Source organism: Brachybacterium subflavum (genome assembly GCF_009299795.1).
GTDB lineage: Bacteria > Actinomycetota > Actinomycetes > Actinomycetales > Dermabacteraceae > Brachybacterium > Brachybacterium subflavum.
Genome location: NZ_VIGP01000010.1, coordinates 16,406 through 30,989 on the forward strand (window position 1 = coordinate 16,406; position 14,584 = coordinate 30,989).

General features: G+C 71.1%; 11 protein-coding genes and 1 pseudogene. 3 read left to right on the top strand and 9 right to left on the bottom strand.

Features of this window, described 5'->3' with window-relative positions; all coding sequences use genetic code 11:
- Positions 1–45: 45 nt before the first annotated feature.
- From FHG10_RS17445 to FHG10_RS17460, 4 genes are all read right to left on the bottom strand, one after another.
- On the bottom strand, positions 46–1,611 hold the full coding sequence (locus FHG10_RS17445; protein WP_152354643.1) for a sugar ABC transporter ATP-binding protein: 1,566 nt from the start codon (positions 1,609–1,611) through the stop codon (positions 46–48).
- Positions 1,611–2,276 carry a DUF2291 domain-containing protein gene (locus FHG10_RS17450; protein ID WP_152354644.1) on the bottom strand — a complete coding sequence of 222 codons (666 nt, stop codon included), beginning with the start codon at positions 2,274–2,276 and terminating at the stop codon, positions 1,611–1,613. Before FHG10_RS17450 ends, FHG10_RS17445 begins: the two co-directional genes overlap by 1 nt.
- Before the next feature lie 222 nt (positions 2,277–2,498).
- Positions 2,499–3,587 (bottom strand): zinc-binding dehydrogenase, encoded by a 1,089-nt coding sequence (locus tag FHG10_RS17455; protein ID WP_319803219.1) that lies wholly within the window; start codon positions 3,585–3,587, stop codon positions 2,499–2,501.
- A 120-nt stretch (positions 3,588–3,707) separates the two neighbouring features.
- Complete coding sequence (locus FHG10_RS17460; protein ID WP_227488357.1) at positions 3,708–4,649, bottom strand: sugar-binding transcriptional regulator; 942 nt, start codon at positions 4,647–4,649, stop codon at positions 3,708–3,710.
- Between the two features lie 184 nt (positions 4,650–4,833).
- Here FHG10_RS17460 and FHG10_RS17465 point away from each other — a divergent pair, with 184 nt between their 5' ends.
- Both FHG10_RS17465 and FHG10_RS17470 read left to right on the top strand, forming a co-directional pair.
- Complete coding sequence (locus FHG10_RS17465) at positions 4,834–6,327, top strand: FGGY-family carbohydrate kinase (protein ID WP_152354646.1); 1,494 nt, start codon at positions 4,834–4,836, stop codon at positions 6,325–6,327.
- Positions 6,328–6,428: 101 nt separating this feature from the next.
- Positions 6,429–7,868 carry an N-acetylmuramoyl-L-alanine amidase gene (locus FHG10_RS17470; RefSeq protein WP_152354647.1) on the top strand — a complete coding sequence of 480 codons (1,440 nt, stop codon included), beginning with the start codon at positions 6,429–6,431 and terminating at the stop codon, positions 7,866–7,868.
- A gap of 97 nt (positions 7,869–7,965) precedes the next feature.
- Here FHG10_RS17470 and glpK read toward each other — a convergent pair whose 3' ends face one another.
- From glpK to FHG10_RS17485, 3 genes are all read right to left on the bottom strand, one after another.
- Positions 7,966–9,501 carry a glycerol kinase GlpK gene (gene glpK, locus FHG10_RS17475; RefSeq protein WP_152354648.1) on the bottom strand — a complete coding sequence of 512 codons (1,536 nt, stop codon included), beginning with the start codon at positions 9,499–9,501 and terminating at the stop codon, positions 7,966–7,968.
- Between the two features lie 67 nt (positions 9,502–9,568).
- Positions 9,569–10,291: an MIP/aquaporin family protein gene (locus FHG10_RS17480; RefSeq protein WP_152354654.1), complete on the bottom strand. Its 723-nt coding sequence runs from the start codon at positions 10,289–10,291 to the stop codon at positions 9,569–9,571.
- Between the two features lie 114 nt (positions 10,292–10,405).
- Positions 10,406–12,142, bottom strand: a complete 1,737-nt coding sequence (locus tag FHG10_RS17485; RefSeq protein WP_152354649.1) for a glycerol-3-phosphate dehydrogenase/oxidase — start codon at positions 12,140–12,142, stop codon at positions 10,406–10,408.
- A gap of 192 nt (positions 12,143–12,334) precedes the next feature.
- On the opposite strand from FHG10_RS17485, the gene FHG10_RS17490 reads away from it, so the two are divergent.
- On the top strand, positions 12,335–13,294 hold the full coding sequence (locus FHG10_RS17490; RefSeq protein ID WP_227488358.1) for a sugar-binding transcriptional regulator: 960 nt from the start codon (positions 12,335–12,337) through the stop codon (positions 13,292–13,294).
- A gap of 72 nt (positions 13,295–13,366) precedes the next feature.
- Here the strand turns inward: FHG10_RS17490 and FHG10_RS17495 are convergent, their stop codons facing one another.
- A complete protein-coding gene (locus tag FHG10_RS17495; RefSeq protein ID WP_152354650.1) occupies positions 13,367–13,837 on the bottom strand; it encodes an SRPBCC family protein in 471 nt (156 codons plus the stop codon).
- A gap of 225 nt (positions 13,838–14,062) precedes the next feature.
- Positions 14,063–14,584, bottom strand: a pseudogene (locus FHG10_RS17500) (hypothetical protein); the annotation flags it as partial.

A 14,584-nucleotide genomic window follows, 5' to 3' on the forward strand; every position in this document is an offset into this window, starting at 1 on the left:
GAATGAGGCGGGAGGCGGGCGGGAGCTGGTCCGGGCGGGAGCGGGTCAGAGGGCGACGGCCTCGCCGGAGGCGGCCATGACGTCGGACTTGTCGGCGGAGCCGGGCTCGAACTCGGCGGAGATGCGACCGCGCCGGAGCACGACGATGCGGTGGGCGATGCTGAAGCACTCCTCGACCTCGGAGGTCGTGAAGAGCACGGCGAGCCCCTCGCGGGCCTTCTCGGCGAGCAGGGCGAAGACCTCGGCCTTCGCACCGATGTCGATGCCGCGGCTGGGCTCGTCCAGCAGCAGCACCTCAGGGTTCGTGGCGAGGATCTTGCCGATCACGACCTTCTGCTGGTTGCCGCCCGACAGCGCGCCGATGGCCACGCGCGGGCTCGCGGTCTTCACGGTGACCTCGCGCACCATCCGCTCGGCGAGCGCGCCCTCCTTCGAGCGCGAGAGCAGGCCGCGGCGCAGGAACTGGCGGATGCTCGCGAGGGTGAGGTTCTGGCCCACGTCCATGGTCTGCACGAGACCCTCGCGCTGACGGTCCTCGGGCACCAGGCCGATGCCGCGGGCGATCCGCTCCCCGATCGTCTCCTGGCCCAGGGCGTGACCCTCATGGACGATGCGACCGCCCGCGATCTCGCCGCTGCCGGCGACTGCCTCGAGGACCTCGGTGCGCCCGGCGCCCATGAGCCCGTACAGGCACACGATCTCGCCGCGGTGCACGTCGAGCGAGAGGCCGTCGACGACGGCCCGCTCGGGGTTCTCGGGGTCGCGCACGGTGAGGTCCTCGATGCGCAGCACCGGATCGCCCAGCTCGTAGCCCGTGGGCGGGGAGCCGAGGTCGAAGTGCTCGCCCACCATGTGCCGCACGATCCACGGCAGGTCGATGTCCGCGCGATCGCCCGCGGCGGTCATCGAGCCGTCCCGCAGCACCACGGCGCGATCGGTGACCTGCAGGGCCTCCTCGAGGTGGTGGGAGATGTAGACGATCGAGACCCCGCGCGACGTCAGCGACTCGATGATCTCGAAGAGGATCTCGACCTCGCGGGCGGCGAGCGCGGAGGTCGGCTCGTCCATGATGAGGATGCGGGCGTCGATCGAGAGGGCGCGCGCGATCTCGACGATCTGCTGCTGGCCCACCCGCAGGTCGCCGACGAGCGTTCCCGGGTCCACGTCCAGCCGCATCTCCTGCAGCAGGGCGGCCGTCTGCCGGCGCTCCTCGGCGAAGTCCACACCGCGGGGCCCGGAGATCTCCCGGCCCAGGAAGATGTTGTCGCGGATCGAGAGGTTCGGGGCCAGGCTCAGCTCCTGGTGGATGATCGCGATGCCGTGCTCGCGGGCCTCGGTGGTGTCCGCGAAGGCCACCGGCTCCCCGTCCAGCAGGATCTGCCCCGAGGTGGGCTGCTCGACCCCGGAAAGGATCTTCATGAGCGTGGACTTGCCGGCGCCGTTCTCCCCGAACAGGGTGGTGACGCTCCCCCGGCGCACGGTGAAGTCGACGCCCTTGAGCGCGCGGGTGCCGCCGTAGGTCTTCACGACCTCGCGGGCCTCGAGGACCACGTCCCCACCGCCCTCGCGCTCGTCGGCCGAGTCGGCCGCGTGGGCCGCGTCGGCGCTCATCACGAGACCTCCAGGTCCGAGGGCGTGACGAGCCAGCCCTGGGGGTTGATCGCGGTGAAGGCGCCGGTGACGGTGACGGTCTTCCCGCCCAGGTCGCCCGCGGGGTCGAGGACCTGCTTCTTCATCTCCTCGTTCAGCGCCGCGCCCGCGTCCTGGTACTCGATCTGGTTGGTGAACTGCCCGAAGCCCAGCGTCCCGGTCGCATCCCTCAGATCGGTGCCGTTGATCGCGGGACCCACCTGCATGCGCACGGTGACGTCCTTCGGCATGCCGTCGACGGCGACCTCGCAGATGCCCGATTCGCAGTCGTGGACCTTCCCGGTGAAGGTCGTCGCGTAGACCGTGTTGCCGGCGGACTCGACGCCCTCCTTCTTCGCGGCCTCGGGGTCCTTCTCGATGGCCTTCGCCAGATCGGGCGCGGCGACGGCCTTGTCGGCGATGCCCTTCTGGATGGTCGGGAACGTCTTGGGCCCGTAGGTGGCCTTGTCGAAGGCGGCGGGGCCGGAAGCGGCCTCCTGGCCGTCGGGCACGACCTTGGTGCCTGCGACGACGAGGATCACCGCGAGCACGGCGATGATCACGCCGATCCAGCGGCCGAGGTGCCTCTTCTTCGGGATGTGCGCGGCGCGTGCGTCAGGGCGCGCGGCGGGGGCGGTGCTCGTCATGGAGCAGCCTTCCTGTGCGGGCGCCCGGGTCGGCGATGACCGGGGCGCAGGAGGAGGGAGGAGCGAGCGGGGAGCTCGGTGGGCGGCTCGGCAGTGAGCCGCGGGAGAACCGGCGCGGGCCGGCACAGGGGCGGGGCCGACGAATCGGCCGGGCCGACGGACGGTCGGCGGCGGGGCCGGGCGCGATCCTCGGCGATCGCGCCCGGCGCTGCCGGATCGGCCTCAGCGACCGGGGAGGATGGACACCTTCACCGACGCGCCGGCGGAGTCGCCGACCTTGTCGAGGGCCTCCTGGAACTCGGCGAGCGGGTACTGGTGGGTGCAGATGTCGTCGAGCGGGAGCTCACCGGACTCGATCATCTTGATCGCGGCGGGCCAGCAGTGCGGGCCGAGGTGGGCGCCCAGGACGTCGAGCTCCTTGTCGTCGGAGATGATCGACCAGTCGACGGACACGTTGTCCTTGAACACCGAGTACTCGACGTAGCGCCCGAGCTTGCGCAGAAGGTTCAGGCCCTGGCTAACGGCGCTCGGGTGGCCGGTGCACTCGATGTAGACGTCGGCCCCGTAGCCGCCGGTGAGAGTGCGGATCTCCTCGTAGACGTCGACCTTCGAGGGGTTCAGCGTGAGGTCGGCCCCGCATTTCTTCGCGAGCTCGAGCTTGCGGTCGTCGAAGTCGAGGGCGATGACCATCTTGGGGTTCTTGTGCACGGCGCCGATGATCGCGCCGAGGCCGATGGGGCCGCTGCCGGCCACGACGACCACGTCGTCGAAGGTCAGCTGCGCGCGCTCGACCGCGTGCAGGGAGCAGGACAGCGGCTCGGAGAACGCGGCGTGGTGCGGCGGGACGGACTTGTCGACCTTGTGCGCACGGGCGAGCGGCGGCACGATCATGAACTCGGCCATCGCGCCGTCGTAGTGCTTGAAGCCGAACATGTCGTGCGGGCCGCACATCCAGTACCAGCCGCGCTGGCAGTACATGCACTCGCCGCAGGGGACGATCTGCTCGCAGGCGATGCGGTCGCCGACCTGCACGCCGTGCAGGGCGAGGGCCTCGTCGGAGCCGGCGACGACCTCGCCCACGAACTCGTGGCCGGGGGTGATGCCGGGCTGGACCCAGCGGTCGCGGTTCTCGTCGCCCCAGAACTTGGCGGCGCCGTGGTAGCACTTGAGGTCGCTCGCGCACACGCCCACTGCCTCGACCTTCATCAGCAGCTCGTCGGGACCGGGCTCGGGGACGTCGAGGTCCTCCAGGCGGTAGTCCTCCGGCGCGTGCATGACGACGCCCTTCATGGTCTTCGGGAACTCGCTCATCACCGATCTTCTCCTTCGAAACGCCCGGTCAGCGTGATGTCGTGGCTCACACTAGGAGGCGCGAGCACAAACGTCAAACACATTTGTTCGCGACGTGTGTGCGGAGTCGGCCGCACCCGGTCAGAGCGCCGCGGCCAGCACGGCCTCGGCGGTCGCGGCGTCGGTGACGAGCGTGGAGACGAGCCCCGCGCGGCTCGCGGCGAGGATCGAGGGGGCCTTCTCCGCGCCCGCGGCGACGGTCACCAGGTGCGGGATCCGGCGCAGCTGCTCGAGGCTCGGGCGCACCAGGCGGTCCGCGCCGGGGAACCCGACCTCGCGGCCGGCGGGATCGAGGAAGTGCAGGCAGATGTCGCCCTCGGCGCGCGCGAGCGACGAGTCGCCGCGCGGCACCACCGAGGTCAGGCTCGTCCTCGAGCGGTAGGGCGCGCCGACGCCGGTGACCGCGACCCGCGCCCGGTCCCAGAGGTCGGTGATCTCGCGGTAGCTCGGATCGGCCTGCAGCGATTCCCACAGGCTCGCGCTGGGTAGAGCGGGGGCGAACATGAATCGCGGCGTCGCCCCGGTGCGGTCGGCGAAGCGGCGCACGAGCTCGTTGGTCTGGAACCAGGGGTCGCTCTCCTGCTGGCCGCCGACGGTCGGCGCGACGACCACGCCCGAGAGGTCCGGCAGACCGGGCGAGCCGCAGACGGCGTGGACGGTCTTCCCCGAGGAGAGCAGCAGCGCCTCGCCCGCGCCGAGATCGAGGGCGCGCAGCTCCTCGCCGAGCAGCTCGCCGAGCCCCTTGAAGTCCCGTTCGTGCTGATCGCCCGGGGCCACGCGCACCTCGCGCACGCCCAGCAGGTCCCGCACCTGGCCCGCGAGGGAGCGCACGTCGACCGCCGAGGGGTCGAGCACCTCGAAGCGCACCATGCCGATCCGCCGCGCCTCGGTGAGCAGCTTGCTGACGGTGGGACGGGAGATGCCGAGCCGCTCGGCCACCTCGGCCTGTCGCAGGTCGTCGAGGTAGTAGGCCGTCGCTGCGCGGTGCAGGAGGGGGAGATCCATGTCGGTCTCGAGCACCATGACTCCTTCCGCACGCCGCAGTTCTCCGAGATTGTAGGGGCATGGCCCCCGTGGCAGGATGGAGCGTCGTGACGCGCGGGTCAACAACGGGTGACGCGCGGGTGAACCGGGCCCGCCGCGGAGCGCGCCCGCGGACCCGCCCGTGGACCGCCCCGCCGCCAGTGCGAAGAAGCCGGAGGAACGCATGCCCCAGCCCCATCCCGAGGTCGTCCTCGGCTTCGACGTGGGCACCTCGGCGAGCAAGGGCGTGCTGGTCACGGCCGACGGCGAGGTCGTGCGTCGCGCGGTGCGCGAGCACGCGGTCTCGCGTCCCCATCCCGGCCACGTCGAGATGGATGCCGAGGTCTGGTGGCGCGAGCTGGTCTCGATCACCGACGAGCTGCTGGCCCCGGGCGATGTCGAGGTCACCGCGATCGGAGTCTCCGGCATGGGCCCGTCCGTGGTCCCCGCCGACGCAGTGGGCGAGGCCGTGCGCCCCGCGATCCTCTACGGGGTCGACTCGCGGGCCACCGCCCAGATCCGCGAGCTCGAGGACGCGCTCGGCGCCGAGCAGATCTTCGAGCGCTGCTCCCTCGCGCTGAGCTCCCAGGCAGCGGGCCCGAAGATCATGTGGGCGCTCGAGGAGCATGCGGACTCGGCCCGTCGGACCCGTCGCTTCTTCATGCCGTCCTCGTTCCTGGTCCACCGCCTGACGGGCGAGTACGTGCTGGACCATCCGAGCGCCAGCCAGACCGCGCCCTTCTACGACCCGCGCACCCGCGCCTGGGACCAGGAGCTGAGCGAGCGCTTCCTGCCGGGCGTCGAGATGCCGGCGCTGCGCATGCCCGCCGAGCAGGCGGGGAGCGTCACCGGGGAGGCCGCGCACCGGCTCACCGGCATCCGCCCGGGCACCCCGGTCGCGACCGGGACGATCGACGCCTGGGCCGAGGCGGTGAGCGTGGGCGCCGACTCCCCGGGCGACCTCATGGTCATGTACGGCACCACGATGTTCCTCATCGCGACCACGAGCGAGCCCTGCCGCAGCCGCACGCTGTGGGCATCGGCCGGGCTCACGCGGGAGGACACGCACGCCCTCACCGGCGGGACCTCGACCTCGGGAGCGATCACCTCGTGGGTGCGGGACCTCACCGGCGACGCCGACCACGCGACCCTCATCGCGGAGGCCGAGCGCAGCGGCCCCGGGGCCCGCGGGCTGCTGATGCTCCCCTACTTCGCGGGCGAGCGCTCGCCGATCATGGACCCCGAGTCGCGCGGGGTGATCGCGGGCCTCACCCTCTCCCACACCCGCGGCGACCTCTACCGGGCGGCCCTCGAGGCCGCCGCCTTCAGCGTCCGCCACCACCTCGAGGAGATGGCCGCGGCGGGAGTGCACCCCCGACGGGTGGTCGCCGTGGGCGGAGGCACGCAGGGCGGGCTGTGGCCGCAGATCGTCTCCGACGTCACCGGCGTCGCGCAGGAGATCCCGCGGCACACGGTGGGCGCGGCCTACGGCGTCGCCCGGATGGCGGCGCGCCTGAGCGGGCTCTCCGCGGCCGAGGGCTGGAATCCGTGCGACCACGTGGTGCGCCCCGACCCCGCGGCCGACGGCGCCTACGACGACCTCTACGACTCCTTCCGCGCGCTCTACCCGGCGACGCAGGGCATCGTCCACGACCTCGTGCGGCGCGCGGCCGACTGACCTGCGTCGGCCGACGGCGGGTTCCGGCGGGTTCCGGAGAATACTTCCGCGCGGACGACGCGAAGTGGAAGACTCCTCTGCACCCGACGAAGGAGTCACGCATGTCATCCCCCTCCCCCATCGGCCGCCGGACCGCGCTCGCAGCGCTCACCGCGAGCGTGCTCGCCGTCCCCGTCGCCGCCGAGGCGGCGCCCGACGCCGGCTCCCCTGACCACGAGAGGCTGCGCGGCCGCGGAGGCCGGCACGGCCATCGTCACGGCCACGGCCACGGCGGAGGTCACGGCACCCGGCCCGTCGGCCCCCTCTCCCCGCCCGACGGCCCCTTCACCCCGGACTGCCCGCGAGGCGTCTCCTGCGACGTGCGGCTCGCGGCCTACGAGTCCACGGGCGAGGATCCGCAGGACTACGCGAACTTCACCCTGGGCGGGCGCACCGCCCGGGACATCTCGAGCATCGTCATCCACGACACCGAGGAGACCTACGAGGGCACGATCGGGATCTTCCAGGATCCGTCGAGCCAGACCTCGATCCACTACGTGATCAGGGAGGACGGGCACGTCACCCAGATGGTGCGGGTCCAGGACATGGCCTGGCACGCGGGGAACTGGACCTTCAACCAGTCCTCGATCGGCATCGAGATCATCGGCTACGCGGAGAAGGCAGAGTCCTTCACGGCCGCCCAGTACGAGGCGACCGGGAAGCTCATCGCCCATCTGTGCCGCCGCTACGGCATCCCCCGGGATCGCGAGCACGTCGTCGCGCACGAGGACATCCCGGGGTCCTCCGCCGCGAGCCAGGCGGCGATGCACTGGGACCCCGGCGCCTACTTCGACTGGGCGGCGCTCATGGCGGGCGCGGGCATCCGCACACCGCGGGCGACGACGGGACGGCTGCGCGAGGTCGCCACCGTCGTGCCCTCGCTGCGCTCGAACACTCTCACCTTCACGAGCTGCACGGAGGAGGGCGGTGCACTCCCTGCCCACGGCTCCTCCGCCGTGCCCGTGCGCACAGAGCCCCGCGAGGACGCTCCTCTGCTCGCCGATCCGGCTCTCGCGGCCGACGACACCCCGAACGGAGGCAGCGACCGCATCTGCGACTGGGGCACGCAGCTCGCCCACGGTCAGTCCTTCGCGATCGCCGAGCAGCGGCACGGCTGGGTGGGGCTCTGGATCGGCGGCGAGATCGGCTGGGTGCGCCGCACCGATGCGGGCGGGGAGCCGACGATCGCCCGGGGGCCGCGCGACGCCCGCCGCGTGGCGCCCCGCGGTTCACAGCCCGTCCGGGCGACGGGCTCCGCCTACCCGGCGGAAGCCGCCTTCGAGGAGGCGGGGCTTGAGCCCTCGAGCACCGATCCCCTGCCCTACGAGCTCGCTCCCGGCCAGTCGTACGTGGTCGAGGACGAGGTGCGCGGCAGCTACTACTGGGCGCCCGACGTCGACGGCACGGGCGGGATGTGGGTCCGCGACGACACCCGTTGGCTGCGCGTGAGCATCAACCACCGCTTCGGCTTCGTGCGGGAGAGCGAGGTCCGGGACGTGTGACCCGGACGGAGGCACAGGAAGGGCGGGGCACCGGATGCTCCGATGCCCCGCCCCGTCGGCCTCTCGGCCCGTCGGCCGGCCGACTGCCCGATGATGCTCAGGCGGTCGCGGCCTCCACGTCCTCGTCGACCCAGTCGAAGGTCTTGGTGACGGCCTTCTTCCACAGGCGCAGCGAGCGCTCGCGGGTCTCCGGGTCCATGTCGGGCTCCCAGCGCTTGCCCTCGGCCCAGTTGTCGATGACGTCCTGCTCGCCGTCCCAGTAGCCCACCGCGATGCCGGCGGCGTAGGCGGCGCCGAGCGCGGTGGTCTCGATGACCTCCGGCCGCACCACGGGCACGCCCAGGATGTCGGCCTGGAACTGCATGAGGGTCTCGTTCTGGACCATGCCGCCGTCGACCTTGAGCTCGGTGAGGTCCACGCCGGAGTCGGCGTTCATGGCCTCGAGCACCTCGGCCGACTGGAAGGCGGTGGCCTCCAGGGTCGCGCGCGCGATGTGGTTCTTGTTGATGTACCGCGTCATGCCGACGATCGCGCCGCGGGCGTCGGAGCGCCAGTACGGGGCGAACAGCCCGGAGAAGGCGGGGACGACGTAGCAGCCGCCGTTGTCGTCGACCTTCTTGGCGAGGTCCTCGATCTCCGGGGCGCTCTTGATGAGGCCCAGGTTGTCGCGCACCCACTGCACGAGGGAGCCGGTGACGGCGATCGAGCCCTCGAGCGCGTAGACGGGCTTGCTGTCGCCGATCTTGTAGGCGACGGTGGTGAGCAGGCCGTTCTCGCTGCGCACCAGCTCCTCGCCCGTGTTGATGAGCATGAAGTTGCCGGTGCCGTAGGTGTTCTTGGCCTGGCCCACCTCGAAGCACGCCTGGCCGAAGGTCGCGGCCTGTTGATCGCCGAGGATGCCGGCGATCGGGGTGTCGATGAGCAGGTCGTTCTTGCGGCCGTACCCGTAGATCTCGGAGGAGGACTTGATCTCGGGGAGCATGGACAGTGGGATGCCCATGTCCTTCGCGATGTCCTCGTTCCAGTCGAGGGTGTCGATGTTCATGAGCATCGTGCGGGAGGCGTTGGTGACGTCGGTGACGTGCACGCCGCCGTTCTGGCCGCCGGTGAGGTTCCACAGGACCCACGAGTCGGTGTTGCCGAAGATCAGGTCCCCGGCCTCGGCCTTCTCGCGTGCGCCCTCGACGTTGTCGAGGATCCACTTGACCTTGGGGCCGGAGAAGTAGGTCGCCAGCGGCAGGCCCACGCGCTCCTTGTACTTGTCGGCGCCCTCGTCGCCCGCGAGCTCGTTGCAGATCTTCTGGGTGCGGGTGTCCTGCCAGACGATCGCGTTGTAGACGGGCTCGCCGGTGTTCTTGTCCCAGACCACTGCGGTCTCGCGCTGGTTGGTGATGCCCACGGCGGCGAGCTGGTGCCGGTTGATCTCCGCCTGCTGGAGGGCATCGGCGACGACCGCGCGGGTGTTGCGCCAGATCTCGATCGGATCGTGCTCGACCCACCCGGACTTCGGGAAGATCTGCTCGTGCTCCTTCTGCCCGGTGGCCACGATCTGGCCGCCGTGGTCGAAGACGATCGCGCGGGTCGAGGTGGTGCCCTGGTCGATCGCCAGGATGTACTTCTTCTCGTCAGTCACGGAAACTCCTTCAGTCCCTTGCTGCGGTGATGGTGTCGGTGAAGCGGATGCTCCGGGTGGCCTGGTCTCAGAATCCCATTTGGACGACGAGGCCGGCGATGATCGCGCCGATCACGGGGCCGACGATCGGCACCCAGGCGTAGCTCCAGTCGGAGCCGCCCTTGCCCTTGATGGGCACGAGCGCGTGGGCGATGCGCGGCCCGAGGTCACGCGCGGGGTTGATGGCGTATCCCGTCGGCCCGCCGAGGGAGGCGCCGATGGCGACGACCAGGAGGGCGACCGCGAGGGGGCCGAGGTCGACCGGGGTGTTGCCGAAGTTCAGGATGATGAACACGAGCACGAAGGTCGCGATGATCTCGGTGAGCACGTTCCAGCCGTAGCTGCGGATGCCGGGGGCCGTGGAGAACGTCCCCAGCACGGTGGCCTGGTCCTCGGTCTGGTCGTAGTGGTTGCGATAGGCGAGCCAGACGAACACGGCTCCCAGGAACGCTCCGATCATCTCCGCCGCGAAGTAGGCGAGCGTGGTGCCCACCGTGACCGGGATGCCGGGCGCGTACTCGCCGGCGCCCGAGACCGCCAGGCCGATGGTGACGGCGGGGTTCAGGTGCGCGCCGGTCTTGTAGGCGGCGTAGACGCCGACGAACACGCCGAGGCCCCAGCCCCAGTGGATCATGAGCGGGCCGCCGCCGTGGCCGCCCGTCTTCGCCAGCGTGTGGTTCGCGACGACGCCGCAGCCCAGCAGCGTCAGCATCGCGGTGCCCATGATCTCGTAGATCATGATCGTGCCGATGGTTCCCATGGATTCTCCTCGTCGAGTGGGATGCCGCAACGATGCGGCCATATGAAGGGGTCCCGCGCGCGGCCATCGGGACCGCGCGCGGGGTGGTCGGTCAGCGACCGGGTGTCAGCTGCGGGGCACCTCCTGAGCGGAGGCGACGGCGGCCGCCGCCTCGGCGTCGGAGTGGGTGGCCTCGCCGGCCAGGCGCGCATCGACGAAGGCCCGGTAGGCGCCGACCTCGCCGTCGCGGGTGGCGCGGTCCCAGCCGAGCTCGCCGGCCATGATGTCGGCGATCTCCTCGGAGGCGGCGGCGCCGCGGTCGCGCACCTCGTAGTCGAGGCGGGTGCGGCGCAGCATGAGGTCGGCCAGGTGCAGGGCGCCCTCGGCGCGGACGGCGTAGAGGACCTCGGCCCGCAGGTAGCGCGGCGCGTCCTTCAGCGGCTCGCCGAGCGAGGAGTCCTCGTCGATGAGGGCGAGCACGTCGCGCAGCAGGGTGCCGTAGCGCATGAGCAGGCGATCGGTGCGCAGCTCGTCGAAGCCGTACTGCTTCGCGATCGCAGCCTTCTCGCGGCGGATGCCCTCGAAGCCCTGGGCGCCGATCAGCGGGACGACGGTCGTCATCGAGGGGCGACCCGGGAACACGTCCTTGATCGCGAAGTCGACGACGTCCTCGGCCATCACGCGGTAGGTCGTGTACTTGCCGCCCGCGATCGCGGTGAGGCCGGGCTCGACCTCCATGACGGTGTGCTCGCGGGAGACCTTCGTGGAGGCTCCGCCGGCGTCCTTGACGGGCTGCAGCAGGGGGCGCAGCCCGGCGTAGGTGCCGACCACGTCGTCGCGGGTGAGGTCGTGGTCGAGCACCGCGTTGGCGTGCTCGATGATGTAGTCGATGTCGTCGGAGGTCGCCGCCACGTGCGCGGGGTCCTCCTTCCACGGGGTGTCGGTGGTGCCGATGACCCAGTACTCGTCCCACGGGATGATGAACAGGACGGACTTCTCGGTCTGGGTGATGATGCCGGTGTCCGGAGCGGCGGGGATGCGGTCGCGGGCCACGGTGATGTGCACGCCCTTCGAGGCGAGCACCTCGAGGCCGGTGGTCGCGCCCGCGACGTGCTGCTGGTCGCCGGTCCACACGCCCGCGGCGAGGATGGTCTCGCGGGCGTGGGCGTCGAACTCCTCGCCCGTCTCCTCGTCGCGCAGGCGCGCGCCGACCACGCGGTCGCCCTCGTGCAGGTAGGAGACGACGCGCGTGTAGGTCGCGGCGTGCGCGCCGTACTCGAGCGCGGAGCGCACGAGCATCATCACGAAGCGCGCGTCGTCCTCCTGCGCGTCGTAGTACTCGAGCGCGCCGACGATCTTCTCGCCGTCCAGCGCCGGGAAGACGTTCATCATGCGGCGGTGGCTGAGGTGGCGGTGGAAGGGCACCGCGCGCTTGCGGCCGATCGACTGCATGGCGTCGTAGAGCATGACGCCGGAGCCGATGAATGCGCGCTCGACCACGCGCTTGAAGAACGGGAAGACGAAGCTGATGGGCTTGACCAGGTGCGGGGCGGTGCGCGTGAGCAGCAGATCGCGCTCGCGCAGGGCCTCGGCGACGAGCTTGAAGTCGAGCATCTGCAGGTAGCGCAGGCCGCCGTGCATGAGCTTCGAGGAGCGGGAGGAGGTGCCGCTGGCCCAGTCGTGGGCCTCGACGACGGCGACGTCCAGGCCGCGGGTCGCGGCGTCGAAGGCGGCGCCTGCGCCGTTCACGCCTCCGCCCACGACGAGCACGTCCAGGGGGTTCTCGGCCGTGGCGGCCCGGAGTCGATCAAGGCTCTCGGTGCGGCTCGCGGCGTTCAGGGTGGTGGCGTTCTGCGACGGCACGTGCGCTCCTTCGTCAGCTGTGCGTCATCGGATGACGACGTCTGGGACGTCGGCCGACGGGGCGGGAGCTGGGCGAGCGCTCCAGGAGGGAGGGCATGCCGCCGCACGGGCTCCGCTGGCCGATATGTCTCCATCTTCGGGACGATGTGCGCCGCGAGCAACCGGAGTGCACGGATGTGCAAGACTGCCGGGGTGAGAGCGGATGCGCGACGGGCGGCGGCCTTCGAGGCTGCACGGATGTACTACCAGCAGACGCAGACCATGGAGGCGATCGCCTCGCACCTGGGCGTCTCCCGCTCGACGGTCTCGCGTCTGCTCGCGACCGCGCGGGACGAGGGGATCGTGCGGGTGAGCCTGCACGCGCCCGGCGCGCGGCGGGCCGGCGACCTGCAGGAGGAGATCGCCCAGTCGTACGGGGTGGCGGTGCACGTGGTGCCGTCCGTCGCGGAGTCGACGGAGCGCGAGCGGCTCGACGCGGTGGCGGCGGAGGGGGCGGCGCTCGTGCAGTCGCTCCAGCAGCCGGATTCGGTGATGGGCATGGCCTGGGGCACGACGGTCGCGGCGCTCGTCGAGGCCGCCGAGGCGAGGCCGGTGCCCGGGCTCGCGATCGTGCAGCTGAACGGCGCGATCAATCCGCAGGGGTCGGGCCTGGGGTACGTCTCGACCGTGCTCGCGCAGGCGGCGTCGTCATGGGGAGCGACGGTGCACCTGTTCCCGGTGCCTGCATTCTTCGACTACCCGGACACCCGCGATGCGCTGTGGCGGGAGCGCTCGGTGCGCCAGGTGCTCGCGCTGCAGTCACGGTGCCGACTGGCGGTGTTCGGTGTGGGCGCCTTCGACGCCGAGGTCCCCAGCCACGTCTACACCTCGGGGTATCTGTCGGCGCGGGACGTGCACGATCTGCGGTCCGACGGAGTGGTCGGGGACGTGTGCACGACGTTCCTGCGGGCCGACGGCAGCTGGGACGACGTGCCCCTGAACGCACGGGGATCCGGGCCGACCCCTGCGGATCTGGCCCGGATCCCCCGGCGCGTGCTGGTCGCGGCGGGGCCGCGGAAGGCGGCACCGCTGAAGGCGGCGCTGCTCGCGGGCTGCGCGACCGATGTGGTGGTCGACGAGGTGACGGCGAACCGGCTCGTGCATCTGGGCTGAGCCGAAGCCGGCGTATCGGCGCCGGTCCTCGTGGGCCGCAGTGGTCAACGCTCGGCGATCAGCGCTCGGCGATCAGCTCCCGGAGACGGCGCCCGCGAGGTCGGCGAGGGACTGCTCGAGCTGCTCCTCGGAGACGAGCGGGAAGATCTTCAGCAGATCCTTGTCGGTGACGTCGGTCCAGGAATAGGTGAGGGTGACGAGGGTGGAGTCGGATCCCTGGGACTCGAGGGTGTACAGCCACTCCCAGCCCTTCGGGTCGTCCTTGGCGTCCTCGTTGGCGGGCTTCCAGCCGATCATCTTGCCGTCGTCGAAGGCGGTGACATGGTTGTACATCTTGTACTCACCACCCATGTGCTCACCCTCCATGTTCATGACGAACTGTTCGCCGACCTTCGTGATGCGCTCGGTGTCCTCGGCGCTGCGCACGAAGCCGGAGCCGTCGAACTCGTGGTGCCGAGCGGGCAGGGAGAGCAGGTCGAAGATGTCCCCGGCGGGGGCGTCGATGGTGCGGCTGACGGAGATGCTGGTCTCGTTGGTGGTCATGTCCCCCACCGTGCCACCATCACCCGGAGATGTCACGGGCGGGTGCTGACCTGCGTTCTTGCTGGGCTCGACGCGGAAGTCCGAGGCACACGGCAGATGCCGCCCGGGGCCGCCCACCGACCGTCGTCGCCGCGTTTTCGGGCGTGCGTGTAGAGGGGCACGGTGGCGTGCCCCTCTACAGGCGAGGGTGGCGCTTCGGGTGGCGGGCCGGTCCAGCGCTCGGGCTCAGAAGGGTGGTGGGCCCGGGTCCCGTTTCGGTGGTGGTTCGGGGCCGGGGTCTGGTGGCCGTTCGAGGATGGGGATGGGTCGTCCGCATTGGCATACGGGCCCGTGGTGGGGTCTTCCTTGCCAGTGGCGGCCGGCGGGTTTCTCAACGGGAATCTCTTCCTCGTCCGGGGCACCCGCGCGGTCCATATCCACGCGGGGCCAGGGGTCCGGGGGCCCGGGACGGATCGGCCAGGGCGAGTCAAGATTCGCAGGATCCGGGCTGCTGGGCGGGTTCGCGGCGTCGGCTTCGGCCGCTTGCTGCTGGAAGTCTTCCTGCCGGCGCCGCATGGCCTCTTCCACCGCCTTCAACTGCGCCACGGCCTGCGGGGTCAGCAGATCGGTGTCGTCTTCACGGAACACACGGACCCGTTCCTCGATCTCCCAGACCGTCCCGCCACGCCCGGTGGGTGAGGTGTCGGGGTTGATGCGGGTGGGGTCGAGGGTGCCGGCGGTCTTCATGGCGTGGTGGAACCAGCACAG

Excerpts from the sequence above, each read along its gene's own strand:
- FHG10_RS17445 (WP_152354643.1), bottom strand. The coding sequence starts at position 1,611 with ATGAGCGCCGACGCGGCCCACGCGGCCGACTCGGCCGACGAGCGCGAG.
- FHG10_RS17450 (WP_152354644.1), bottom strand. The coding sequence starts at position 2,276 with ATGACGAGCACCGCCCCCGCCGCGCGCCCTGACGCACGCGCCGCGCAC.
- FHG10_RS17455 (WP_319803219.1), bottom strand. The coding sequence starts at position 3,587 with ATGAGCGAGTTCCCGAAGACCATGAAGGGCGTCGTCATGCACGCGCCG.
- FHG10_RS17460 (WP_227488357.1), bottom strand. The coding sequence starts at position 4,649 with ATGGTGCTCGAGACCGACATGGATCTCCCCCTCCTGCACCGCGCAGCG.
- FHG10_RS17465 (WP_152354646.1), top strand. The coding sequence starts at position 4,834 with ATGCCCCAGCCCCATCCCGAGGTCGTCCTCGGCTTCGACGTGGGCACC.
- FHG10_RS17470 (WP_152354647.1), top strand. The coding sequence starts at position 6,429 with ATGTCATCCCCCTCCCCCATCGGCCGCCGGACCGCGCTCGCAGCGCTC.
- FHG10_RS17495 (WP_152354650.1), bottom strand. The coding sequence starts at position 13,837 with ATGACCACCAACGAGACCAGCATCTCCGTCAGCCGCACCATCGACGCC.